The following is a 24,523-nucleotide window of genomic DNA, read 5'->3' as shown; positions in this document are numbered from 1 at the left end:
CATGCCGGTCGAGCCGCAACCGTGCCCGCCCGGGGGCGGCGACCCTGACGCGCCACCGTCGTGCTGTGCCCCGGCGATCGCCACGCAGGCGTTGTGCCTGCCCGACGGGACACCCATCCTGCTGGTCGTCCGCTCGGGCTGCGTCGAGTGCGGCACCACCCCCGCCGACCCGCAGGCCACCGGCTGGATCAACCCCCAAACGGGCGTTTTCACGCCAGGGGGTTCGCCGGCGGAGGCGGGGCCATGCGACGGCGGGTGCGCAACCGTCACCACCGTCCAGCTGTGCGACCTGCTCCCAGACGGCGACTGCCAGACGTTCCTGCGGCACCTGGTCCGGGACTGTGACGGCACGGTCACCGGCTCGGTGGACACCACCCTGGACGGGGTCACCCCGTACACGGTGACCGGCACGGCGGGGAACTGCGCCGCGTGCTCGGCCGGATGCGTCGAAACGATCTGCGTGCAGCGATGCGACGACACCGACGGCGACGGCCAATCCGACACCACCTACAGCGAGCTGTGGTGCGTCCACGCCGACGGCAGCGCCGAACTGGTGCTGACCTACCAGGCAGATCCGTCCACCCCGTACGCCCCGATCGCGCCGGTGGAATGCGTCTACGGCTGCCCCGAGACCGAGACGGTGACCCTGTGCGACGCATCCGGGCCGTTCCTGCGGCGCTACACCTTCCTCACCGGCCAAGCCTCGTACGAGGACGTCGAACTCGACGGCCAGACCCCGCACATTGTCACCGGAACCGTCGGCGTCTGCGCCTCCGATAGCGACTGCCTCGACACCGTATGCCGCACCCGATGCGACGACACCGACGGCGACGGCCAATCCGACACCACCTACAGCGAGCTGTGGTGCGTCCACACCGACGGCTCCGCCGACCTCGTCCTCACCTACCAGGACGACCCGTCCGTGGCGTACACCCCCATCGCCCCCATCGAGTGCGAGTACGGTGCCGTCGCCTCCGAGGCGCTGCCCCTATGCGACGACAACGGGCCCTTCCTGCGCCGCTACACCTGGCTTAATGGCGCCGCCTCGTACGAGGACGTCGCGCTCGACGGGCAGACCCCGCACGTGGTCACCGGCACCGTGGGCCTGTGCCCGGCCGTCTCGGACTGCGAGGCACCCACCACGCCCGCGGCCACGCTCGGCCTGTGCCTCGCCGACGGGACACCGATTGCAGTCCTGGTCACCCGAGACTGCGACGGCACGGTCACCCAGGACGGCTGGCTCAACCTCACCACCGGCACCTACAGCGCAGGGGACCCGCCGGCCGGGACGATGGCGTGCGGCAACCCCCGCAGCATCACCACCGCCGGCACGTTCTGCGACGTAGACCCGGTCACTGGGGACGTCCTCGGCCTGGTCCTCGTGGAGTACACGTACGGGTCGGACGGCGCGGTGGCCGCGGTGCGCCTGGTGGACGCCACCACCGGCCAGACCTACACCCCGCAGGGCGAGGTGACCACCTGCCCGGCCGGGGTCGCCCAGCCGGAGCGGGACCTGGTGCAGCTCTGCGACACCGCCGACGACGGCACCGTCACCGCGTTCCTCCGGGACTACGCCCGCGACGAGAACGGGCAGATCACCGGCCACACGGGCTACCTCCTCGACGGCACCCCGTACACCCCGACCGGGGCCGTCGGCCGCTGCGTCGACCAGTGCCACGACTGCGAGACCGTCGTCCTGTGCGACACCGACGCCAGCCCACCGGCCACCATCGCCGGGACAGCGGCGTCGGGGACGCTTCCGAACGGGGTCACCTACGCGGTCACCGCCCCGAACGCCTTCCCGCCGACCAGGCAGGGCGACGGCGCGGCCTGGTGGGGCACGGCGCTCTTCCCCAACCCGGTCGTCCCCACCACCGTGTGGACATTCGATCGGCCCGTGAACGTCAAGTTCAGCGTCATCATGAACTGGTCGCCCGCTACCGGCGCCGGAGAGAACCAAGTCCAGTTGCCGGCCGGGGCGGTCCCGGTCAGCTTGCCCGCCGGGTACACCTACGACTGGGCCACCAGCATCCTGCGCGCGGACAACTCCCTCACCGCCTGCACCGTCACGACCCCGACCCGCGCGGCGAGCGCCCGTTTCCGCCTGACCGGGGTGACCTCCTTCTCGGCGCGGTATCTGGGCACCCGGGCCGTGAACGTCGCCTGCCGGGTGTTCGGGCACTGGGTGTTCGGCGCCCTCGACGTCTCCCTCGGTGCCGAGTTCGCGCGCACGGTATGCCGGGACTGCACCGGGGACGTCGTCAGCACCACGGACACCCTCCTGGACGGCTCTACGCCGTACACCCCGACCGGGCTTGTGGGCGTCTGCCAGCCTGCCCCCGAGGAGACGGCCGGGCCGGTCGAGCCGGACACCGAGGTCGTCCAGCTGTGCGACACCGCCTCGGACGGCGCCAGCACGCCGTTCCTTCGCGCCCTCACCTTCCCGGCCGGCGGCGGCACGCCCACGGTCGCCGACACCGCGCTGGACGGGGTGACGCCGTACACCCCGGCAGGGACGGTCGGTGTCTGCCAGCCCACGGAGCCCGAGCCCGAACCGTGCCGCAACACCTCCACGCTGCTGGTCTGCGACCTGCCGACCGGCGGCACGCCCACGCCGACCGTCACCGGCACCGACCCGAACGCGTACGTCGGGGGCCCGCCGACCGTCCCGGTGCCCGGTGGGGTGCCGGCCCTGTGGGGTGGGGGCAGCGTCACCATCGGGCCGGACCCGGCGCCGGGCCCGCACCCGGCGGGCGTGGTGCGGACCGTGGCGGCGACCGTGCAGGCGGCCCGCCCGGACTGTGACACCGGCACCGCGCACGTGACGCTGTCCGTGGACGTCGCCCAGCTCGGCCCGACGGCCGCGTGCGGCCCCACCGGCTGGCTGATGCTGTTCAACGGCACCACGCAGGTCACCCATCACGCGCCGCCGAACAATGCCCCGGTCGGCTGGGCGGGCACGCTGACGGTCGAGGCGGACGTGCCCGCCGCCGACCTGGCGGCGGGCCAGATCGCCGCGGTGCTGGGTTTCGACACCTACGACTCCTGCGACGGCGTCACCGCCCGGCAGACGTCGTGGCAGCTCTCCGCGTTCACGGCCGAGACGACCTACGACCAGACTGGATGCGCCACCCAGGTCCTGGCGAACGTCGTCACCGACTGCGAGTCCGGCACCGTCGAGTCGGTCACGTACACCACGATGGACGGCACCCCCTACACGCCGACCGGCAGCATCGGCCAGTGCACGGCGGCCGGCGGCGGCGAGTGCTGCCCGTCCCCGGAGCCGTGCGGGGATACCGAGGTCGTACAGCTCTGTGACCTGACCTACGACCCGCAGGCCCCGATCCCGACCCCGGCGAGCGCCTTCACGCTGACCGGAAACGTGGTGGCCGCCAATGGGGGCACGACGCTGTGGTTTGCCCAGGCCAACCAGGTGGCCAACGGCGTGGCTGAGCTGACCGTGGGCGGGCTGCTTCCGGCCGTGCTGTACGAGTTCAGTTTCGCGTCCGCATGGATCGGTGCGGGAGCTCCCGACCCGGCCAGCAACAACGCGGTCTATCGGCTGGACGTCCTCGACGGCGCGACGGTGCTCGCCACGAGGACCCGGAACGTCTCCAACGGGTCCAACGTGTTCCCGGGCGGCGTGCTGACCGAAGACCTGCCGCCGCTCGCCTTCATCGCCCCCGCCACGGGCGCGGTCACGATCCGTTTCACCGACCAGACGACCGGCGGCCCGGTCAACGACCGGGACCTGTTCCTGATGCCGCTGGAGGTGCGGACGGCGGCGCTGACCCTCACGCGCACGCCGTTCCTGCGGCGCTTCACCTTCGACTGCGACGGCGGCCTCACCTCGACCCAGGATCTCGGCCTGGACGGCGTCACGCCGTACACGCTGCAAGGGGTAGAAGGCGGCTGCGGAGGTGACGGCGGCGGAGGCGCCGCGCCCGGCCCGGACACGGAAGTCATCCGACTCTGCGACGTCGCTTCGGACGGCTCGTCCACGCCGTTCTTACGGCAGCTCACCTATGAGCCAGGCGCGGATACCCCGACCGTCGTGGACACCGCCCTGGACGCCGTCACCCCGTACGCCCCGGCCGGCCAGGTGGGCGACTGCGGCGGATGCCCTCAGCATCTGCTGGAGGAGTGCCGCTGGGACGACACCGACGGCGACGGCCTGGGCGACGTCACGTATGTGGAGCTTCTCCAGGTTGACGGCTGCTCTGGCGCCATCTCCAGCCTGGGGACGTACACCGACGACTTGACGGCGCCCTACACGCCGGTCGCGCCGACCACCGAGTGCCCGGTTAAGGGTGCTCCTCCCGTGACCGGGGTCCAGGCCCGCCGGGTGGAGCTCGCCGCTGGCGCCTCGTGGGACGCCTCCGTGGTGCCGCGCCTGCAGTCGGTCACGGCGGTCGCTCACGGCGGCAGCGGCGTTGTTGTCACCGCTGACGGGGCGAGCACCCTGCACGCGGGCGAGGCGGCCACGTGGAGCGTCGGCCGTAACGCGGATGTCCTTCTCGCCGGACCGCTCACTATCTCGGCGGGCGCGGGCGTGGGCACCGTCACCGTTACCTGGACGCAAGGAGTCACCCTGTAATGGCTGGTTGCTGCGGGCAAGGGCCCGTCATCGTTTCCGGGGCGGCGGCGACGCCGCGCCTCGACGTCGAGGGCAGCGTCCTGTGCGACGTGCTGTCCGACGGGAGTGTTGCTGGGCAGGCGCTGGTCGAGGCCGTCTACGACACGAACACCGGCGAGCGGGTCGGCACGCGGGTCGTGGACCCGGCGACCGGCGCCGCCTACACGCCGGCCGGCACGCTGGGGCCGTGCCCGCAGACGGCGGACTGCTTCTCGCCGACCACGCCGGTCGCCAGCGTGGGCCTGTGCCTGGCCGACGGGACGCCGATCGCCGTCACCGTGCAGCGGGATTGCGACGGCGTGGTGACCAGCGAAGGGTGGATCAACCTCGTCACCGGCGCCTGGTCGGCGGGCTCCCCGCCGGCTGGGACGGTCGCCTGCGGCGACTCCCGCACCATCACCGTGAGCGGCACGTTCTGCGACGTGGACGAGGCGACCGGCGACGTCCTCGGCCTGGTCCTCGTCGAGTACACCTACGACGAGGACGGCGCGATCTCCGCCGTCCGCCTGGTCGACGCCGTCACGGGTGGCACCTACACCCCGGCCGGCACTGTCACTGTCTGCCCGGCCGGGGTCGAGCAGCCCGAGCGCGACCTGGTGCAACTGTGCGACATCGCCACGGACGGCGCGGTCACGCCGTTTGTGCGGGACTTCGCCCGGGACGAGAACGGCGCGATCGTCGGCCACTCGGACTACGACCTCGACGGTGCCCCGTACACGCCCGTGGGGGACGTCGGCACCTGCGCCGGTAGCAGCAGCGCCGAGGAGTGCCGCAACTCCAGCACGGTCCTCGTCTGCGACGTCCCCGCCGCCTCCTCGACCGATATCCCGACGACGATCGTGGACGGGGTGGTGGCCGACGTCGGGCAGACGCAGTTTCAGAACCATCCCGGCCCGTACACAGCGTTGTGGTCGGGCGGCGCGTTCATCTACCCGGCCGGGCCGGGCCCGGTGCAGGAGCACCTGGGCGCCACCGGGCAGATCACGGCCGACATGGCAGGTTGTGACGGCGCCTCGGGCACGCTGACGATCTCCGTGCGCGTCAGGAACAACGGGCCGGACACAGGCCAGGCGTGGGATGGCGCGCTGAGGCTCTTCCGGGGCACGACGGCCATTGCCACGCACAACGCGCTGGAGTGGGCTCCGGTCGGCTGGCAGGGGACGCTCACCGTCTCCGCGCCCGTCACGGCTGCCGAAATCGCCGCGGGCGACATCTACATCGCCCTCATGCTGGAGACCTACCACCTCGGCGCGAAGTCGTGGACCGCCGACCAGTTCACCGCGGTTCTGGAGCTGGAGGGCTGTGAGGCCACCAGCAGCACCCAGTTCTTGCGGACCCTGGTCACGGACTGCGAGACGGGCGACGTCGTCTCCACGACGGACACTACGCTGGACGGGCAGCCGTACACCGTCACCGGCGACGTCGGCCAGTGCCAGCCCGCGAGCAGCGACACCGCCGACTGCCGGAACTGTGAGCAGGTCGTCCTATGTGACGTCGCAGAAGACGAGGGCACGCGCTCCTTCCTACGCACCGTGTGCCGGGACTGCACCGGCGTGGTCATCAACGTCATCGACACCGAGTTGGACGGGACCTCCCCGTACGCGGTGACCGGCGCGGTGGGCCGCTGCTGTGACACCACGGTGCTGGCCGAGTGCACCTACAGCCTGCCGGACACTCCCACCGGGTTCAGCCTCACCGACCCGGCCTATCCCGGCTGCTGGCTCGGCACGGCCGGCGCCCCCTCGTACGCGTTCGGGGACCGCGTCACGTCGTGGGCCGCCGTGTACCAGTCGGACACCGGCAGCGCCTCAGTCGCCCTGTTCTTCAGCCCCGACCTCGGCGGCGCGATCCCCTTCACCGCGTTCGCCCCGGCCCTGCCGGTCAACCCGGCCCAGTCCGCCGCGGCCTACACGGGGACCGCCGTCATCAACGGCGTCACGGTCACCCTGACCGCGACGGCCGGTAACGGCCTCGGCATCTGGCAGGCCAACAACACCGGCCTGTACCTCGGCGGAGGTGACGCGTTCCGCCTCGACTTCTCGGAGCCGGTGCGGCTCACCGTCAACACCTCCGGGTTCGCCGACCCGCCGTCCCTGAACGAGCGGTTCTGTGGCGTCACGGTCAATACGGTGCCGTGGCCCGCGGTGAGGCTCGCGGACTGCAACGGTGTCATCACCACCGTGGACCCGGACACCAGGGAGCCGATCCCGGCCGGGGCGACGGTGCAATGCCAGGCGTCGGACTGCGAGACCACCGCGGTGCAGACGGTCCGGCTGTGCGATCTGGACCCGACAGTGGAGGCGGACGCGGAGGGCCGGCGCTGCGCCGTGCCGTTCCTGCGGCACCTCGCCTACGACTGCGCGGGGGAGCTGAGCAGCTTCCATGACACCAGCCTGGACGGGACCACCCCATACACGCCGGTCCAGGTCGTGGACTGCCAGTGTGAGAGCGGCGAGGGCCTGACGTCCACGATCGAGGTCCCGTGGCAGGTCGTCAGCGTCGTCGAGGACCCGGCCGGGCTGCCGCGCCAGGACTTCATCTACACCGTGTCCCCGGAGAACGACCCGGCCCGGATCGGCACGATCCGCGTGCACGTCTCCCGGGCGGCAGGTGCGCCCTGCAGCGCCTACAACATCAACAACCTGGTCTTCTCCAACACCTCGGCGTACACGCTGACCCTGGACGCCGTGGCGCAAGAGATGAGCTACCTGCGGGTCGACCTGGCCGACTTCGATACCTTCGAGCCGGTCGCGATCAATACGACCTACCCGCTACCGACCCGCCTCGGCGGCACCGCCGGATGGAACGCCGCCCACACGAGGATCGTGCCCTCCGAGAACGACGGCACCGGCTACATGTACTGGGACAACCCGCCCGCACAGGTCGGCTGGAGCGTGCTCAACCAGGGCGGCGGCGTCTCCTGCTCCGCGCTGTCCTTCCAGGGGATGACGGTGGAGCCGGGCGGCTGCTGCGGCGGGGATGCGGGCTCGTGTGGCGACTGCGGCCCGGTCGACACCGGCGTACGGGCCGTCACCGGCACGACGGCGCAGGACCTGGTGGCCGAGTTCCCGGACCTACAGTCCGTCTCCCTAGCCGTCCTCGCGGGCACGGTCAACGTGACCACGAGCGCCGGCAGCGCCGTCCCGATCCCGGCCGGCGTCACCCTCACCTGGTCCGTCTCCAAGGACACGGACACCGCCCTCGCCGCGGCTTCCTTCGCCGGGGCCGACCCCTCCTCCTCCTACCTCCTGAACTGGACGTACCTGTCATGAGTGGAACCAACGCCGGAATCGGCACGGTGGGCGCAGCGGCGGCCACCGTGGACCCCGACCCCTGCAACGCCCTCGTAGAGGGGCCTGGCGGCCTCCTCGTCCCCTCTACGGCCCTGGAAGGGATCGCCCCCGGCGGCGCGCTCGGCACCGGCCGCTCCGTGGACGTGGACGTGGTCGCCCCGGCCGCCGGGGCCTGCCCACAGGAGTGGCAGGTCGGGGCGCGGCTCACCCCCGCGTACGACGAGAAGCTGCTTCAGGCGTTCGTGGACCTCGTGGCCACGCCGAGTGGGGCATGGATCGACAGCACGCTGACCGTCGACCTGCCCGAGGCCGGCGTCTACGAGGTGTCCGCGACCCTTCACACGGTGATCGCGGTCAACCCGTCCAGCGGAGAGTTCAACATCTCGATCTCCGGCCGTCTGTGGAACGTCCAGACGGGCGCGGCCGTGGTCGGCAGCCAGTACACGGCACAGCAGTGGGCCGCGAACGCCGCCCCGCCGAACTTCCAGTCCGACGCCGACCTCTGCACCTTCCACAAGTTCATGGCGGTCACGGTGCCGACGACCGTCCGCCTGGAGGTCATGCGGCAGAACACCAGCGGCACGCCTGTCTCCACCACCGGCCTCCAGGTCGCGAACTCGCGCCTGGCCTTCAAGAAGATCAGCGACTAGGCGGAGCGGTCCCGGCCCGCCGGTCCCACCGGCGGGCCCCTGACGCCCTGCACCGAACCCCGCCCGAGGAGGCGCCCCATGTCCGGTACCAGCGGAAGCATGGCAGCGGCCACGTCCGATGACGAGTACGAGCAGTGAGGCCCGCTGCGCCTCGGACGCAATGGACCCCTAGATCACCACAGGGTCAGTTGCTCCCGGCGCGGCGGAAGTAGGGAAACGGACGACAGAGGACGGAGCGCCGGATGGTTGTCTACGAGATCGAGGACCACAGGCAGGACGCGGCTGGAGAAGTACTCACGGCCGCGCACGGGCTCCTCGCCGCTGTCTCGGAGAGCAGCGAGGATCGTCCGCTCCAACAGGACAGCGGCGTCGTCCGGCATGTCGGCGTGGAGGCGTACGACCTGGTCGAGACCATCCCGGGCGTGCTCACGCAGGCGGGGGCGCGGGTCGCCGTTGGTGATGCCGAACTTGACGACCTCCAGCCCCTCATCCTGGACCACGTAGAAGGCGTCCCAGCTCCGGCCCTTGCACGCCCAGCAGATGCCGTTGCCGGTCGCCACATCGTGTGGTCGAGGTTTACAGCGGTGTCCCTTCTCGCAGGTCACATCCACCGGGGTCAGGGCGTTGACGTACTGGCCGACGACAGTGCCCCCCAGTTCTGCGATGCGGGCGCGGAACGCGGCCTCCGCCACCCTCGGGTCCTTGCCGACGCAGGTGCGACAAATGCCCTGACCGCTGAGCACGCTGCAAGGCCAGACCTGTACCGAATGACCCATCTTGCAGACCACATCGATAGGTGTGAGCCGGTTCTTGTAGGTGCCGGTGACCGTGCCGCCCAACTCGGCCACGCGGGCGCGGAACGCGGCCTCCGCCACCCTCGGGTCCTTGCCCGCGCAGGTGCGGCAGAGGCCGGAGCCTTGCGACAGATCGGCCGGGCGGACGGTCGTGGTGTGCCCCTTCCGGCAGACGACTTCCACGGGGGTGCGCAGTCTCACGTAGGCGCCGGTGACGGTGCCGCCCAACTCAGCTATGCGGGTGCGGAACGCGGCTTCGGCCACCCTGGGGTCCTTGCCCGCGCAGGTGATGCAGAACCCGCTGCCTCTCAACACGGTGTTGGGGCGAGGAGTGCACCGGTGTCCTCGTTTGCAGGTCACTTCCACTGGCGTCTGGCTGTCGACGTACTGTCCGACGACAGTGCCGCCGAGCTCGGCAACACGCTCTCGAAAGCGGGCCTCAGCACGGATCGAGGAAGCTTGCCGCTGGAGTGGTTTGGGCGTGGGGGCAGGGGGTGGCGTAGTGTCGGCCACAGCCGTCTCCTTGCTTGCTCAAGGGCGTCGGTCAGAAGGCCGCATGTGGGGACCAGCCACGGCGGCCTTCGCCATGTTCAACGGTCTGACGCTCCGTCTGGTTGCAGAATCATCAGCCAAAATTAACGTTCATTTTGCTAAGCCTGGAGGTTCGTATGGCCGGAACAAGTGGCAGCGTCTCCCACGCTGCCCTGGATCTTGAGTACGAGGTCTTCTGCGACGACGTCGGTAGCTTTCTGCGCCGGTACAGCACCGAGGACGGCGCGACCGTCGTCATGGACACCGAACTCGACGGCACCACGGCCTACACGCCGACCGGCACCGTCGTCCGCTGCGACGCCCAGCAGTCGCCCGCAGCCAATCCGCAGATCGATAGCACGGCGCAGCGCCAGGCTGGGGCAGGCGCCGTCACCATCGCGGCGGGCGCCCGCTCGGTGACGTTCATGGTGTTCGCTGGCGCGCCGACCGTGTCGATCGGTGGTGGGGCGGCAGTGGTGTTCCCCGCGGGATCCGCAGCCACCTGGAGCGTGGACTGCGGAGGCGAGGCCGGCGAGAGCCTGCAGGACGAGTTCATCTTCACCGGCGTAGCCGGCAGCGACTTCGCCGTGCTTTCCACGCGCGAGGTCTAACCAGTGGCCACCAGCGGCGAATACACGCCAGCAAGACGGCGTGTATTCGCCGCCACAGGCATCACCAACGCTTCGGGCAACGTGGTCTTCAATTTCAATCCGGCCTTCACCAACGTGCCCGTGATCACTCATGCGACACAGACGGGCGTTGCTGACCTTACGGAGTGTCGGATCACTTCCCTGTCAGTGAGTTCGGTGACGTTCAACGTCCGCCGCTCCCCGGCGGTGACTCTCCTCGGCATCTCAGTCGTTCAGGTGCCGCAGCCCGCCTCAGGGGTGACCGTGCACTGCATGGCCGTCGAGGCGGATTCGATCTAGACGCCGAGCCCTTCGACGAACCGGCGGATGTTTCCGCCCCTGACTGTTGGCTGCCCTCCGTCCTTCACCGGCCGCACAGGCAAGGCAAGCCCTGGAAGAAGGCCCAACGGTAGTCTGTGGAACAGCCGCTGGTTGCGGGCCGGGCTCAGGCACTCCCTACAGGAGCACCCTTGAGCAGATGCGGCTGTGGCGGCGGACGGTGCGAATGCGTCGTCGTCGCCGGCGACAACATCACCGTGGAAGGCGACGGAGGCACCACCGCCCCGTACGTGATCAGCACGACCGGCGCCGCGGTCACCTGCGAGCAGGTGAGGCCCTGCCTGTCGGCCGGGCCGGGCGCGACCTACGACCCGGCGACCGGGGTGGTCGGCGCGCTGGTGTCGACCGACGCCGGGAATCAGGTGACGATCGGCACCGATGACGGCCTGTTCGTTCCCGCTGGCGGCGGCGATGTGGAACTCGTCGTTGAGGACACGCCCACAGCTCACATGGAACTCACCGGGACCGGCGCCGTCGGTGACCCGTACACGGTGACCGCTGACGTGGTGCTGGACCCGGCGCCTCCGGGCGGCGGCACGAACCTGTTGCAGGAGGGCCCGGACGGGCTGTTCGTCGAATGCGACACCGTCCGAACCTGCCTGTCGGCTGGCGACGGCATCGAATATGACCCTGACACCGGTGAGATCAGCGCCTTCCTGTCCGAAGACCCAGGCAACCAGGTGGAGTTCGGCAGCGACCGCGGCCTGTTTGTTCCCGCTGGCGGGGCGGGCGGTACGGCGCTCGCGGTGACCGACACCGACACGGTCGACCTGGGTCTCACCGGGACCGGCGCCGTCGGTGACCCGTACACGGTGACCGCTGACGTGGTGCTGGACCCGGCGCCTCCGGGCGGCGGCACGAACCTGTTGCAGGAGGGCCCGGACGGGCTGTTCGTCGAGTGCGGCGACGTACGGACCTGCCTGTCGGCCGGGCCGGGCGCGACCTACGACCCGGCGACCGGTGTGATCGAGGCCAGGTTGTCGGGAGACGCTGGGAACGCCGTCGTCTTCGGCACTGACGACGGCCTGTTCATCTCCCCGGCAGCCGTGGACTGCGACGACGTGCGGCCCTGTCTGTCGGCTGGTGATGGGCTGGCGTACGATCCGGCGACCGGCGAGTTCGAGGTGGACATTTCCGCGGACGCCGGTAACCAGCTGGCCCTCGGCGGTGACGGAGGCTTGTTCGTGCCGCCGGGTGGCGGGGGCGGTGGGACGGTGGTGGCCGTCACCGACAGTGCCACCGTTGATCTGGGACTCACCGGCGACGGCTCTGCCGCGGACCCGTACACGGTGACTGCGGAGGTGGTGCTGGATGCGGCGCCTCCGGGTGGCGGGGCGAACCTGTTGAAGGCGGGCGCGGACGGCTTGTTCGTCGAGTGCGGTGACGTACGGACCTGCCTGACCGGGGTGAACGGCATCAACTACGACCCGGGGACGGGCCAGATCGGCGTGGAGATTTCCCCGCAGGCCGGTAACCAGGTCGCGGTTGCTGCGGACGGCGGCTTGTTCGTGCCGCCAGGTGGCGGGGGCGGTGGGACGGTGGTGGCCGTCACCGACAGTGCCACGGTGGATTTGGGGCTGACGGGGGATGGGTCGGCGGGGGCGCCGTACACGGTGACTGCGGAGGTGGTGCTGGATGCGGCGCCTCCGGGTGGCGGGGCGAACCTGTTGAAGGCGGGCGCGGACGGCTTGTTCGTCGAGTGCGGCGACGTACGGACCTGCCTGTCGGCTGGTGATGGGCTGGCGTACGATCCGGCGACCGGCGAGTTCGAGGTGGAGATTTCCCCGCAGGCCGGTAACCAGGTCGCGGTCGCCGCAGACGGCGGCTTGTTCGTGCCGCCGGGTGCTGCGACCGTGGAAACAGCGTGTGGCCTAACCGGTGACGGGTCCGCAGGAACGCCGCTGGGGGCCGCGGTGCAGGCGTGGCCCTACCCGTGTGACGTCAACGGCAACGCGGGCGGCGTGTACTGCGACAGCTCCGGGCAGCTTCGGGCGGAGCCGCGCGCCAAGTACCAGTACTTCACCACCACGCTCAACGAGCTGTTTCCCGCAAACCCTGTCGTGCCAGCGACGACCACGACGGGCGGCACGGTGGTGGCCACCCGGACGCTGGACATCACGAACCCGGACCCGTGCCGGCCGGCGATCGCTATCACGTCGGTCGAAGTCGACGTCGACTTCGTTATTCCGCCGGGCGGCAGGGCCGGCCACTTCGTCTACGGCGATGAAATGTACCGGTTCGAAAATCGTGGTTCCGCGACCGTGTCGGACGTCCACACTCAGACCACCAAAGTGCTGGGCAACACGACGATTCCGCCGGGCGCCACGATCACCGTGAGTTTGGACATCGCGTTGGGATTCGGGCTGGGTGGGGCCACCTACAACAGGGTTCAGTCGTACATTCGCGCGATGGTGTTCGCGCTGTAGAAGGGGGACGCATGGAAACGCGGAACGGCGAGCACACGCGGTACTTCCGCAGCCAGGGCGGCAGCATCGGTGAGATCAACGAGTCACAGTCGGGTGCCGGGGGCCTGCCCGAGGGGGCGGTGGAAATCAGCGAGGAGGAGTTCCAGGAGGCTTACGCCGGGTGGCAGACCGGGGTCGCCGAGCATGTCGCTGGCCTGGAGGAGGCCGAAGCTGAGCGGGCCGAGGAGGACTACGAGGCGTTGCGCGCCGCTGGGATTCCGCAGGCAACGGCGCAGCGTCTGTCTGGGTACGACGTGGAACGTCGTAGTCGCTGAGACGCGCGTGCCGCCCGGCTCGGTGCCTGGAGGGGAGGGGCCGCCCCCGGCGTGTTGAGCGGGGGCGGCCCTGTGCGGGTGCGGGGCGGCCCGGGGTAGTCGGCCGGCACCGGCGCACCATGACGTGGTCAGCCCCCACCCGCCGTCGACCCGGCCAGGTGCCCGAGCGCCGCGCGGCGATCCTACGGGGCATGGCAGAAGGTCGGCACGGTGCTGTTCGTGGCGTGCGGGTGATCTGGGGGCGGCATGCTGAACGGATGTTCACAGATGGTCAGCTGGCGCGTGTCCTGGCCGGGGCAGACATGCCGCGTGCGGGGTAAGGCGGAAAGGGGAGCGGCGCAGCGGATAGCCTGACCTCGTAGATTGCCGCTGGTCGTGGGCCGGGCGCGAACTCCGATGGGAGGTGCGTCCTTTGCCGGCGACATGCTGGAAGTCGATTCACGGGCTGGTGGTCCGTGCGACCAAGGTCGACGCGTGCGGTATTCCGGTCGTGGGTCCCTGCTCCGTTGTTACTACGGATGGGCTCATCACCGCGTCGTACTCGCCTGAGATCGCGGAGGGCGATGAGATCGAGGTGAAGAACGCCGCGGGGAAGATCTGCATAGCGTCGAAGGACTGCCCCCAGCTGAAATGGGTGAACTTCGAAATCAACCTCTGCGGCGTGGACCCAGACCTTTTCACCCTGTTGTCGGGTTATGAGACGGTTTTGGATTGGCAGGGCACCAGTGTTGGAAACCGTATCGGCGAGGACATCCTCTGCGCCGGTGGTGTCGGCCTGGAGATCTGGTCGGAGGTGCCGGGTGAGCGCTGCGGCGCGACGGGCCTGCCGCAGTACGGGTACTTCCTGATCCCGTGGCTCAAAGACATGATCATCGGTGATTTTGAGATTCAGAACGGTGAGACGACGTTCACCCTGTCGGGCCGGTCAGAGAAGGGGTCCGGCTGGGGTGTCGGCCCGCACGACGTCGACGCGACCAATGCCGCGAACGTTGCGGGGCCGCTGCTCACCCCGATCGGGTCGAAAGACCACATGGACCTGCACCTGACGACGGTGCCGCCGCCCGAGCCTGCCTGCGGGTGCGTCCCGCTGGCCGCGTAGCGGCACGGCCGGGCGTTCCGGCCCCAGGGCTCCGCCCTCGGCCTTCGAAGACGGAGCCCTCACCCCTGAAAGGGGCGTTTTTGTAACAGTGTGGCTGGGGGAGAGGGGTGGCTTGTGGGGGTAACCGACCATGGGCCCTGCTGGCCGGACCCTGACCCGGACCCGTCGTGCTGCCCGGGGTGGGCGGACGCCGACCCGGCGCTGCGGACCCGCTTGGGGAGGGTCGCCGCAAGGATTCTGTCGCCGCTGGCCGGCAACCAGTACGGGGTGTGCGAGCTGACGGTCCGCCCGTGCGGGAAGACGTGTGGTGGTGGCGGGCCGTTGGACGTCGGGGTCGGGCCGCCGTTCTACCCGATGCTGACCGGCGCCGGGTGGGTGAACTGCCGCGTCTGCTCCGGCGCCTGCTCCTGCTGCCACGTGTGCAAAGTCGATCTGGAAGGCCCGGCGCAGGAGATCGTGCGGGTGGTGGTCGACGGGGTGCAGCTGCCGCCGGAGGCGTACCGGATCGACCTGCACCGCGAACTGGTGCGCGTCGACGGCGAATGCTGGCCCGAATGCGCGGACCTGGCCGCCCCGGCCGACGAGGTCGGCGGCGGCGGTTTCCTGGTGACGTACATGCGGGGGCTGCCGCTCGACGAGGCGGCGATGCACGCCTACTCGACGTACGCGTGTGAGCTGCTGAACGCGTGCAACGGCGACGACTGCTGCCGGCTCCCCGAACGGGTGACGACGATCACCCGGCAGGGGGTGACGGTTGGTTTCGTCGACCCGATGGATTTCCTGGACCGCGGCCGGACCGGCATCCCCGAAGTCGACCTGTGGCTCAGCGCGGTGAACCCGTACGGGTTGCGGCAACGGTCCCGGGTGCTGTCGCCGGACCGGCCCCGGCTGAGGAGGACGTCGTGGCCGTGAACGTCGACCAGGTGGCGTTCGGTCTCGCGGAGGAGCTGCTGGGCTGCTTGTGTGAGGCGTTGGCGGCCAGCGCGGGCGGGGCGGCGTGCCGGTGCTCGATTCTGCCCGGCGCGCAGGTCGCTGCGGATTTGTGCTGCGACTGCGGCGACGGTAACGGGCAGGCGTGGGTGCGGGTGGCGGAGATGTGGCCGACGACCGCGGCGTGGCCGCAGCGGGTCGCCCAGGTGGAGAGGTGCCCGCTGAATCTGTGGGCGGTCGAGCTGGAGGTGGGCGCCTACCGGTGCGCCGCGAAGGTCGACAACCGGGGGCGGTTTCCGAGCGCGGATCGGCTGACCCGCGACGCTGAGATCGTCCTGGATGACGCGGCCGCGATGCGCCGCGCTGTGACCTGTTGTTTCCGTGACAGCGAGGAGGGGCGCCGCTCAGCGCGGAAACTTCTCGTCGGCGCGTGGCGGCCCCTCGGCCCCGATGGCGGCTGCGTGGGCGGTCAGATGTCCGTCACGGTGTCCGCGTACGACTGCTGCCCGGAGTAGTTTCACGCGGTGCCGCTGCGGAGCGCTCCTACCCGAAGCGGGCCTCACAGGCGCTTCTTTATGTAATTGAGATATGGGGACAATGTACAACTGACACCCCATGCCTGTAGTGTATGAATTGCATCAATAGCCCCCGTGGAAGGGAAAAGTCATGAGTGTTCTGACCTGCGGTAACCGTGCGCTTCAGGGTCTGTCCTGGTGGGCTCCGGCGGTGCAGTGGGGGTAGGCGCCGCGTGTGAACGAAGGGCTTCCGCTGTCGAGGGCGGAAGCCCTTCTTCGTGCCCGCCGTCAGGGGGTGGCGGCCGTGTTCTGGAAGGGGTCGCAGGGGTGGGCGGGCCGGACGGGGACGATGCCGGCGCACGCCGCGCGGGTGCCGAGCATGGACAGCACCTGGGGCATGCTCACCTGTCCGCGCTTCCATGGCAGGGGCGGGCCGACGAACAGCAGCGCCCGCCCCTGTTCCAGGGCCGCGCCGCACCACGGCGCCGGGTCGGTGATCGTGACCCCGGTGAGGAAGGGCAGGTCGCCGCCCGCCGGGCCGGGACAGCGCACTTCCACGTCGCGGCGGGCGCCGATGCTGACCTGCCACTGCCGGCCCTGCGCCTTGTAGAGGCTCATGGTGGTGTGGCCGCCGCCGCCGGTGAGGGTGAGGGGTGCCAGTCCGAGGTGGGTCATCAGCGGCAGCAGGTCGGCTGCCGGGTCGCCGACTTCGGGTGACAGGTAGAGGGTCGGGGGGAATTCGTCGAGGCCGGGCAGGAGTGCCCGCACGTCGAACACGTCGTCGCTCATGGCAGCCGATTGTGTCCCGTGAGTGACGGGCGCACCGTGTGATCGCACTTATGCAGGTGTTTCTGTCGGTCACGACGCGTATCCTCCACATGAAGGAAGGCAATCATCATTGTCCCCTCCTAGGAGGTGTGGGTGACATGGCGATCCCCTGCCCGTTCGCGACCTGCGAATGCCTGCATGTCGGCTGTGAGTACGGGTGGATCACCCTGGCGGGGCCCGATGGCCGTGACTTCGTCATCCCCTGCCGGACCTGCCGTCCCGAGGTTTCCGCGCACCTGCTGATGGGGTCGGGGAGCGGCGCCCAGGTGCGGGCGCAGCTGCGCCACCTGCCGCGCCCATCCCGGGTGACCGAGGCTTCCGCGAAAAAACGCCCTTCCCGCCGGGTGTAGTGAAACACTTGCAGCAGTCACCACACATGTGTAGTGTATGAATTGCATTCATTGGATGAGCTGCGGAGGTTCGCATGCCTGCATGGATCGACACCACGCCGACGGACTTCGGCATCAAACCAACGCCGCCACCGCCGTTGTTCGACGCCCACGCCGCCACCGGAACCGAAGGTGACGGCCTGTTCGATCTCCATGACCTGTAAACGCGGAAGGCGCCCCAGGGCGGGGCGCCTTCCGCCTGTCTGCCAGGAGAACCAATGCCCCCCGAACACCGGCCAGGACAACCTGCTGGCCGCCATCGACTCCCTGACCACCTCCCGGACGTTGCTGGCAGCCAGCTGCAGCAACCCCGGAAACCGTGGTTCCAAGTCCGTCAGCGAAGCCGACCGGGAACGCGATGCCGCCCTGATCCAAGCGCTCCTCGGCGTCGGCCACGCCCTGGTCGCGAACACGCTCGCCGTCGCCCTCGGCACCGCCAGCGGACTGGGCCGCCGCGATCCTGTCGAGCACCGCGCGTGGCTGGCCACTGTCGGCCGGCTGCGCGGCCAGGAGACGGCCCCGCGCGACCTGTAGACGCGGCCCTGAGTTTTCTTTCCGCCCGCCCAGCCGCCCGAAGGCTGGGCGGGCGGATCGGCACCCGACACCAGAACGGACGTTGTTGTGATGAACGAACCCCCGGGGCCAGACGCCCCAGGCCCCTTTGGTCTGCCCGCCCCGCGGAACGCCGGAGATGACATCGCCCCGAGCAGGGGCGGGCAGGACACCGCCCCTGACTGCGGCCGCTGCTACGACACCGGCATGGTCGACGAGGTGATTCCCTCGCCCGGCGACCTCACGGTTGAACAGATGCGGGAACTCGTCGCCGCGTTCGAAGCCGCCGCCGCCGCAGGCGGCGACAGCGGCTCGGCGACCCGAGCTGGCGTCGCCGAGCTCGCGGCCCGCCTGGGAGGATCCCGCTACCAGGGCCGCTGTTCCTGCAAACACGGCCAGGACCAGGAGCTGCAGGCCCGCACCAGGCAGCTGTTCGGCGGCGCCGCCGACCCGCGGAAGGTGCTGGTGCAGCTGATGCCGGTCGCCCGAGCCCTGTACTGCGTGTGGGCCAGCCACCAGCTGGGGGAGGACGCGCCGTTTCGGGTGCAGCGGCAGGCCCGCGCCGAAGAGGAAGCACAAATCCTGCTCAGAGGCACCGACCCGTGGCTGCGGGACGTCCTGGCCTTGTCGTGGCGGTTCGAACTGCAGCGATACACCCGGCCAGGCGGGGACGGTGGCCACTGATGGCGCTCACCGTAGGAGAGGCGCAAGCCGTTTTCGACCTGCTGGGATTCCTGTTCGCTGCTCCTTCGTCGACGGGGCGGCCGCGTGACCCGGTGCGGGCGTTGAACGGCGCGGAGTTCCTCGCCACCCAGGCCGGGCAGGCGCAGCCCGCCGATATCCGGGTAGAGGACATTCAAGCCGGATGGCAGCGGCTTGAACGGTTCGTTGAGCTGATCACCGCTGGCCACGACCCGGCTCAAACCCTCCACGCCGCCGCCCTGTACCGGGTGGCCGCGAAGGAAAGCGTCGCGCTGCTCGAAGCCACCGTGCGGGAAGCGGACAGAAGTTCAACGGCGATCGTCGCCGCCCACCGCGAAATCAAGGAGCTGCGCCAGACCGGGCTGCTGTCGCGCCAAGCCGCTGCCCGCCTTCGTGCCGCGCTCACCCCAGACGGTGGCCGGTGAGCGGCACCCACAGCCTGGTACCGCTCACCGGCGCCGAACGGCACGCCGCCGAGCAACTCGCCGAGGACGCGCAGACAGTTCTCCGCCAGCTGGTGGCTGGACTTCCGCGAAACCACCGACGTGCACCGCACCCTGTCGGAAGCGGCGCAGGCCGCAGGGTTTGACGCGGTCGGCCAGGACAGGGGGTGCGCCCTGTACGAGCAGGCGAAAACCGGCGCTGCCCTGGTGGACGGCTACCTGTCCGACGTGCTGGGCCACGACCTCATTCGCGGCCCCGCCGACCTTGGCGAGGTTGCCGGGGCCGACCCTGACACCACCCCAGGTTTGATCATTCGTTTGTGCCGTCCGGGAGCTTCCCGGGCGGCGTCTCACCGTTGAAAGGTGGCATCCTCTGTGAAGCCCATCCGGGTCGGCGTGTTGTTCGTCGCCGTCGCCCTGCTCGTCTTCGCCGCTTACTCATGCGGGTGGGGTCCCGCCACCGCGACGTATCCCGCCCTGCCCGCGCCTGGCCGCTCCGCCCCAGCTGTGGACGCGTGCGGGGACGCCCGGGTGGCAGTGCGGCCCGCGCTGCGCCTCGCGCGGGCCGCCATCAAGGAGACCAACGCCGGAAACGCCAGGGTGGCCAGCATCACCGCGGCGCGTGACCTGCTCACCGAGCCGGATGTCATCGCCGCGGTGAACGCCTGCCTCACCGCGGACCGAAGCAAAGGGCCGGCCTTCACCAGGGTTTCCGACGCGTTCGACCAGGCGGTGCACCGCATCTCGACCATTCAGGAAACCGGCCGCGCCGACGAAACCGACCGGGCCGCCCTCGCCGACGCCCAGCACACCATCAACGCAGCCCTGACCTGGAAAGGAAAAACACGATGATCGTCACTGGCGCCGCCTGGCCGACCAGCGGGAAACCGTCATGGGTCTGCTCACCATCCTGGACGAGGTGGAGGAGAAGCTCGGCGACGCCGACCGGTGCGTCAACGCGCTGCTGCGCTCCAACGGTGAGGGCTTGAGCCCCACCGACCACCGGGACGGTGTGAAAGAACTGGAGGCCGCGCACCGGGCGGTGCGTAACGTGCGGCGTATCGGCGCTGCCCTGCAGGCAAACCTGCAGCCGCTGATCATGGATCCGGTGCCGTGGGCGGGGACGATCGCCCGGTGCGGTGTTCCCGACCGCGGCGGACTGGTCATCATCTGCGCCGGGGAGGACCAGCCGGTGGGGCCGCCCGCCGCGCTGCGCGACCAGGACGGCGCACTCGTCGGCCTGGTCGACAACGTGTGGGTGGACGAACAGCGCAGGATACGGGCTCGTGGCCGGGTGGACACCTCCACCCCGGCGGGCCGGGTCGCCGCCGCCTGTATCGCGTCCGTTCAGCACGTCACCGTCCACTTCGACGACGCCCGCACCCGCAAGCACGGCCACGACGGCTCCAGCATCCGTGAGGTGGTGCTGCTGAACGGGTGGCGGGTGACGGCGGTGCAACTCGTCGGCGCCGGCCAGGCCCCGTGGGGGGAGGCGGTCATCACCGCCTACCTCGCCCCTCACCCGTCCGGCATCTGACAGGCCCCGTCTTGCCGAGTTGTGGAGGAACACACCATGTCTGATCCCAGCCCTGCCGAGCCGCCCCAGCGGGCAGGCGCCCGCGCCCAGCGGCCGCTGAGGAAGTCCCGCCAGGATGGGCAACGGTACTGCGAGGCGTGGCAGGAGCCCGTGGGCGGTACGGCGTGAACGGCACGGGCGTTCACTACGAGTACTTCGCGTGGCAGCCGGTTGAGCACCGGCCGGGGTGCGCGCGGGGTTGGGTGGTGCGCCAGCAGGGCGAGGAAAGCCCCGACGGTACGACGAGGCAGGCCGCGGTGCAGCTGGTGTGCCCGCTGCCGGACGGGTGCGGGAAGGTCGTCGAGTTCGAGTTCGACAACGAGCCCACCACGACCCCCTCCGGCGGGCCCGGCGACCGGTGGAAGTGGCACACGATGACCGTTGACCAGGTCGGGTACGGCAGTTCTCCGCTGCCGGTGGCCGGGGTGTGGCTGCACCCGGGTGGGCCGCTGCTGCGCTACTGGAACAACGGCGAAGGCCCCGCCTACTACGTGGTGACCGAATCAGCGGAGCGGCCTTCGGACTGGTCGCAGGTGCTGGGGGTGATCGGGCAGGCGCGGACCCGTGGCCGGCAGTTGGCGTCGAGGTGGTACGCCCACGCGAACTACCAGCCCCTGTCGGCCGCCTGGCACAGGTATCAGCCGCGCGACACGACGGACCGTTTGAAAAGCCAGGCGGCGGCGGTGCGGTGGGTGCTGGCGGCGGTGAGCCGTGGCTGACGTGACACGACCCGGCCAGGTGGGGCGAATCGGCTGTTTGGTGGGGCCGCGCCCGCCACCCTGGTAGGTCGTACGCCCCGTCACCGCCCGGCCACCGGCTGTAGGTGCAGGGGTTCCCCCCAAGTTAGGAGCTGTCCGTAGCCATGAGCCAAGCCGACTACGCCGTCCTAGTGGGTGTGTTCGTCGTCGTGTTCGCCGCGTGCGGCGTGTGGGCCTACGTTCGGTGGTGCCGCACCAAACACGGGAACAAGCGGGCGTCCCGAGCTGTCACCGTCGCGTTGGCGGGCACGCTGGCGGTGCTGGTCGCCGCCATGGGGGTGCTGCTGTACCAGACGCTTCAACCGGCGGCGGCGCCTGCTGCGGCGGCGCTGTACATGTGCCGGTATCCGGAGCCTGACAGCGACGAAGCGGTGTGCGCGGGCATGGACAAAGGCGAGTACGTGGAGTTCCGCGGCGGCACCGACCATCCGAGGCTGCTGGCCGGCACGCACGACGTTCACTGGTCGTCGCCGTCGGGAAGCGTGTGCGGGCAGGCGCACCAGTTCGTGGCGCCGCTGCTGGCCGCCGCCGCTGACGAGCTGGAAGCTCACCGCCCCCGCAACCTCGCTGATGTCAGCGCGGTTTTGTCTCAAGGGGAGGCGGCGCGGCTGGTCGATGCGTGTAGCCGCAGCAGCCTCAACAGTTTGCTCGTCATCAACGTGACCGCGGTGGTTCTCGCAGCGGCCGCCCCCGACGGGCAGACGGGCGACGAATTGGACGAGATGGCGCGCAATCTGCGGGAGCAGCTCGCCACCGGCGAAGGCACCCAGCCACCAGAAACTTCAATGTTTAACTTTCCGGAGGAGTAGTAGCGTGGATGTACCCAGCGAAACAGTCGTGGACGCGTCCGAGGGGGATGGTGTGGCCGCCCAGGCTGCTGCTCATTTCCTGATCGTCCGCCAGCTGTTCGACCTTGGCCACCTCACCGACGTTCTGGAACGGTGCGGTGTCGACGTGGGCGGCCGCTACGGCGGCAACCGGATCGCGGCCGCCGTCGCCAGCACCGGAGCCGCCCTGACGGAACTCCACAACGCGATCGCCGCGAACTGGGGCGACTGCGTGTCCGCCCTGGGCCGCGGCGACCTGCTCGACCCGGGTGACGCCGCCAACGCCGGCCTGGTGCCGTGGTGCGGGGTGCTGGCCGTCTTCGAGCACGGCGGCCGACGGCGCATTTATAACCCGGAGAAGCTGCCGGTCGACGTCCGGAACCTGCCGGTGCCGTTGGTCGACCGGCGCGGTGACCCTGCGGACGCGGCCTCCGTCGGCGTGTTGCAGCTGGCCTGGGTGTCGGGCGGCCAGCTGATGGGCGCCGGCTACCTTCGACCGTCCGCTGAAGGAGCCTCCCCGGCGGGTGTCCTCGACCAGCCGACACCCGTCACCGTTGATCTTTCCGGTGTGGAGTGGGCCATCCCGTCCGACCCGAACGTTCTGCGGTCCGGCGACTACGTGCGGCACGGCCGACTGCAGCCGGGATGGCGGGTCACGGGCGTCGAGCTCGTCGACGCACCCACCTGGGATGAGGCGCGCATCCGGTGTGTCACCCGCGAGGAGTACGCGCAGCTGACCGACCCGGTGCTCGCCAGCCTGCCCGCAGGTGTCGCAGCCGGGGGAGACAGCCGGTGACGACCACCATCACAACGGTACGGGTCGGCGACTACGACGTGCGGGCGCACCTGCCGTCTGACATGGACGGGTGGCTGGCCGCTGTTGCCGCCCTGGACACGCTGGGGGTACACAAGCGGCTCGCGGCCGAACGGGTTCAGGTCCTCGCGCAGCTGGCCAGCGAGGTGGTTCACCCCGAGGACCAGCTGGTGTTCGTCGAGGTCACGGCAGAGGATGGGGAGGTCAACGTCGCCCATGCGGCCGACGTCCTCACCGTCTTCCTGGATGACTACGTCCGGGACGTCGCAGGCCCGCTCAGCGCCTCCCAGCGACGGCCCCACGCCCGGCAAGGGGGTGTGCCGCGGAAACGGCGGCACTGGGCGTCATGGCTGCCGTACTCGTGGCGGGGCGTACACGAACGGGTCGCGGCGCGGTACGGAATGTTCTGGGAGCCGTGCCCGGTGTGCGGCCGGCCGTTCGGCGGGCACGAGTGGCGGCGGGTGAAGGGTCGCCCTGACGCGTTGCCGGTGTCAGGCTCGCCCGGTGAGTGGATGGCGATCTGTCCGCGCTGCACCCGCCACGGGTACGGCACCACCCGGCACCCCGACGGACCCCGGATCGTCGGAGGCGGCGTCTAGCATGCCTGGTATGACGGGAAGAGGAGACGTGGGGGAGAGCTGGCGGGAAGGTGACCTGGTCATCGCCGACGACGGCGCCCTGTGGGTGCGCGCCTACCAGGAGGACCTGGTGAAGGGCTGGGCATGGGGCTACCCCGGTGAGACGGCGCGCTCGTTCACCGGCGGGGGAGCGGGGGTCAGCGGGTCTGTGGCCGAAGACGTCCCGGTGCGTCCGCTGACGCTGCTGGTACGTGACGGCCGCCCCTACTCGCCCGTTGAGGGCCAGGCACTGTCCGCTGCTCAAGCAGTCGGATCGGGCGGCTTGTACTTTCCCGCGGCGGTGCTACGTCCAAACGTGCCCGGTCCTGCGGCGGCGAAGGTGTGGGCGGCGTTGAGTGATGACGTGGTCGTGGTCGACGCCCCGGACATGGCGGCCGCGCTCGGCGCGGGCGATCTCGTGGCCCGGCTGCTGGCCTGGCACAACACCGACCCCACGTAAACGCGCAACACGTTCGGCCGCTCAAGGCCGCCTCCGGTGGAAACGGGGGCGGCCTTCTGCTTTGCTGCTGGTCATGGGCTTGACCGTGAAAGCGAACGCGCCGGTGTTGGGCATGCACGACGGCCACGAGTACGACGTCGCGGACTCGCCGTTCATCCGCAAGGTGATCGCGTCGGGGAAGCTGACGCTGCTGGCCGACACCTCCTTGGTGGGGGAGGAGACCGGCTCATCCGACGGCGGCCAGGGGCCAGCGGCCGAGGAGACGGAGGCTGCGCGAGACAAGGCGCGCAAGCCGTGAAAGACCTCCGGCTGGTCGCCGACCCGGACGCCGAATTGGAGGCGCTGCATCGGCCGCCGGACATCGAGCTGACGGTGAAGGTCCGCGAGCCCGACTACGACGA

27 protein-coding genes are annotated in these 24,523 nt (G+C 70.2%); 25 read left to right on the top strand and 2 right to left on the bottom strand.

Features of this window, described 5'->3' with window-relative positions; genetic code table 11:
- Position 1: 1 nt before the first annotated feature.
- The 3 genes from ACIBH4_RS11300 to ACIBH4_RS11290 are packed head-to-tail and all read left to right on the top strand — an operon-like array spanning position 2 to position 8,579.
- A complete protein-coding gene (locus tag ACIBH4_RS11300) occupies positions 2-4,597 on the top strand; it encodes a hypothetical protein (protein ID WP_362766891.1) in 4,596 nt (1,531 codons plus the stop codon).
- Positions 4,597-7,908, top strand: a complete 3,312-nt coding sequence (locus ACIBH4_RS11295; RefSeq protein WP_362766889.1) for a hypothetical protein — start codon at positions 4,597-4,599, stop codon at positions 7,906-7,908. The genes ACIBH4_RS11300 and ACIBH4_RS11295 overlap by 1 nt, the downstream gene beginning before the upstream one ends.
- Entirely contained in the window at positions 7,905-8,579 is a 675-nt protein-coding gene (locus ACIBH4_RS11290) for a hypothetical protein (RefSeq protein WP_362766886.1), read from the top strand. The genes ACIBH4_RS11295 and ACIBH4_RS11290 overlap by 4 nt, the downstream gene beginning before the upstream one ends.
- Before the next feature lie 173 nt (positions 8,580-8,752).
- On the opposite strand, the gene ACIBH4_RS11285 is transcribed toward ACIBH4_RS11290, so the two are convergent.
- Positions 8,753-9,688: a hypothetical protein gene (locus ACIBH4_RS11285; RefSeq protein ID WP_362766883.1), complete on the bottom strand. Its 936-nt coding sequence runs from the start codon at positions 9,686-9,688 to the stop codon at positions 8,753-8,755.
- Between the two features lie 353 nt (positions 9,689-10,041).
- Here ACIBH4_RS11285 and ACIBH4_RS11280 point away from each other — a divergent pair, with 353 nt between their 5' ends.
- The 7 genes from ACIBH4_RS11280 (at position 10,042) to ACIBH4_RS11250 (ending at position 16,156) form a co-directional block, all read left to right on the top strand.
- Entirely contained in the window at positions 10,042-10,515 is a 474-nt protein-coding gene (locus tag ACIBH4_RS11280) for a hypothetical protein (RefSeq protein WP_362766880.1), read from the top strand.
- A gap of 3 nt (positions 10,516-10,518) precedes the next feature.
- Positions 10,519-10,833 (top strand): hypothetical protein, encoded by a 315-nt coding sequence (locus tag ACIBH4_RS11275; protein WP_362766877.1) that lies wholly within the window; start codon positions 10,519-10,521, stop codon positions 10,831-10,833.
- 269 nt (positions 10,834-11,102) lie between these two features.
- Positions 11,103-13,298 carry a hypothetical protein gene (locus tag ACIBH4_RS11270; RefSeq protein WP_362766874.1) on the top strand — a complete coding sequence of 732 codons (2,196 nt, stop codon included), beginning with the start codon at positions 11,103-11,105 and terminating at the stop codon, positions 13,296-13,298.
- Between the two features lie 11 nt (positions 13,299-13,309).
- The gene (locus tag ACIBH4_RS11265; protein WP_362766872.1) at positions 13,310-13,612 is read left to right on the top strand and encodes a hypothetical protein; all 303 of its coding nucleotides are present in this window, start codon (positions 13,310-13,312) and stop codon (positions 13,610-13,612) included.
- 412 nt (positions 13,613-14,024) lie between these two features.
- Positions 14,025-14,711, top strand: a complete 687-nt coding sequence (locus ACIBH4_RS11260; protein WP_362766869.1) for a hypothetical protein — start codon at positions 14,025-14,027, stop codon at positions 14,709-14,711.
- A 321-nt stretch (positions 14,712-15,032) separates the two neighbouring features.
- Positions 15,033-15,623 carry a hypothetical protein gene (locus ACIBH4_RS11255; protein WP_362766866.1) on the top strand — a complete coding sequence of 197 codons (591 nt, stop codon included), beginning with the start codon at positions 15,033-15,035 and terminating at the stop codon, positions 15,621-15,623.
- Positions 15,614-16,156 (top strand): hypothetical protein, encoded by a 543-nt coding sequence (locus ACIBH4_RS11250; protein ID WP_362766863.1) that lies wholly within the window; start codon positions 15,614-15,616, stop codon positions 16,154-16,156. The genes ACIBH4_RS11255 and ACIBH4_RS11250 overlap by 10 nt, the downstream gene beginning before the upstream one ends.
- 288 nt (positions 16,157-16,444) lie before the next feature.
- Here ACIBH4_RS11250 and ACIBH4_RS11245 read toward each other — a convergent pair whose 3' ends face one another.
- Positions 16,445-16,945 carry a hypothetical protein gene (locus ACIBH4_RS11245; protein ID WP_362766859.1) on the bottom strand — a complete coding sequence of 167 codons (501 nt, stop codon included), beginning with the start codon at positions 16,943-16,945 and terminating at the stop codon, positions 16,445-16,447.
- Between the two features lie 137 nt (positions 16,946-17,082).
- On the opposite strand from ACIBH4_RS11245, the gene ACIBH4_RS11240 reads away from it, so the two are divergent.
- From ACIBH4_RS11240 to ACIBH4_RS11170, 15 genes are all read left to right on the top strand, one after another.
- Positions 17,083-17,334, top strand: a complete 252-nt coding sequence (locus tag ACIBH4_RS11240; protein WP_362766856.1) for a hypothetical protein — start codon at positions 17,083-17,085, stop codon at positions 17,332-17,334.
- 74 nt (positions 17,335-17,408) lie between these two features.
- A complete protein-coding gene (locus ACIBH4_RS11235) occupies positions 17,409-17,537 on the top strand; it encodes a hypothetical protein (RefSeq protein ID WP_362766853.1) in 129 nt (42 codons plus the stop codon).
- Entirely contained in the window at positions 17,527-17,907 is a 381-nt protein-coding gene (locus tag ACIBH4_RS11230; protein ID WP_362766850.1) for a hypothetical protein, read from the top strand. The genes ACIBH4_RS11235 and ACIBH4_RS11230 overlap by 11 nt, the downstream gene beginning before the upstream one ends.
- Before the next feature lie 90 nt (positions 17,908-17,997).
- Positions 17,998-18,609, top strand: a complete 612-nt coding sequence (locus tag ACIBH4_RS11225; RefSeq protein ID WP_362766847.1) for a hypothetical protein — start codon at positions 17,998-18,000, stop codon at positions 18,607-18,609.
- A complete protein-coding gene (locus ACIBH4_RS11220) occupies positions 18,609-19,052 on the top strand; it encodes a hypothetical protein (protein ID WP_362766844.1) in 444 nt (147 codons plus the stop codon). The genes ACIBH4_RS11225 and ACIBH4_RS11220 overlap by 1 nt, the downstream gene beginning before the upstream one ends.
- Before the next feature lie 120 nt (positions 19,053-19,172).
- Complete coding sequence (locus ACIBH4_RS11215) at positions 19,173-19,430, top strand: hypothetical protein (RefSeq protein ID WP_362766841.1); 258 nt, start codon at positions 19,173-19,175, stop codon at positions 19,428-19,430.
- Positions 19,431-19,433: 3 nt separating this feature from the next.
- A complete protein-coding gene (locus tag ACIBH4_RS11210) occupies positions 19,434-19,922 on the top strand; it encodes a hypothetical protein (protein WP_362766838.1) in 489 nt (162 codons plus the stop codon).
- 40 nt (positions 19,923-19,962) lie between these two features.
- Positions 19,963-20,607, top strand: a complete 645-nt coding sequence (locus ACIBH4_RS11205; RefSeq protein ID WP_362766835.1) for a hypothetical protein — start codon at positions 19,963-19,965, stop codon at positions 20,605-20,607.
- A 36-nt stretch (positions 20,608-20,643) separates the two neighbouring features.
- Positions 20,644-20,775 (top strand): hypothetical protein, encoded by a 132-nt coding sequence (locus tag ACIBH4_RS11200; RefSeq protein ID WP_362766833.1) that lies wholly within the window; start codon positions 20,644-20,646, stop codon positions 20,773-20,775.
- On the top strand, positions 20,772-21,365 hold the full coding sequence (locus ACIBH4_RS11195) for a hypothetical protein (RefSeq protein ID WP_399171907.1): 594 nt from the start codon (positions 20,772-20,774) through the stop codon (positions 21,363-21,365). Before ACIBH4_RS11200 ends, ACIBH4_RS11195 begins: the two co-directional genes overlap by 4 nt.
- Positions 21,366-21,508: 143 nt before the next feature.
- Positions 21,509-22,213: a hypothetical protein gene (locus ACIBH4_RS11190; RefSeq protein ID WP_362766827.1), complete on the top strand. Its 705-nt coding sequence runs from the start codon at positions 21,509-21,511 to the stop codon at positions 22,211-22,213.
- Positions 22,214-22,217: 4 nt separating this feature from the next.
- The gene (locus tag ACIBH4_RS11185) at positions 22,218-23,027 is read left to right on the top strand and encodes a hypothetical protein (RefSeq protein WP_362766825.1); all 810 of its coding nucleotides are present in this window, start codon (positions 22,218-22,220) and stop codon (positions 23,025-23,027) included.
- Positions 23,024-23,644, top strand: a complete 621-nt coding sequence (locus ACIBH4_RS11180) for a hypothetical protein (protein WP_362766821.1) — start codon at positions 23,024-23,026, stop codon at positions 23,642-23,644. Before ACIBH4_RS11185 ends, ACIBH4_RS11180 begins: the two co-directional genes overlap by 4 nt.
- Before the next feature lie 10 nt (positions 23,645-23,654).
- Positions 23,655-24,122 (top strand): hypothetical protein, encoded by a 468-nt coding sequence (locus ACIBH4_RS11175; RefSeq protein ID WP_362766818.1) that lies wholly within the window; start codon positions 23,655-23,657, stop codon positions 24,120-24,122.
- Positions 24,123-24,183: 61 nt separating this feature from the next.
- Complete coding sequence (locus ACIBH4_RS11170) at positions 24,184-24,420, top strand: hypothetical protein (RefSeq protein ID WP_362766816.1); 237 nt, start codon at positions 24,184-24,186, stop codon at positions 24,418-24,420.
- The last annotated feature ends 103 nt before the right edge of the window (positions 24,421-24,523 follow it).

Source organism: Streptosporangium sp. NPDC050284 (genome assembly GCF_044459525.1).
Taxonomy (GTDB): domain Bacteria; phylum Actinomycetota; class Actinomycetes; order Streptosporangiales; family Streptosporangiaceae; genus Streptosporangium.
This window is presented reverse-complemented; position numbering and strand designations above follow the sequence as displayed.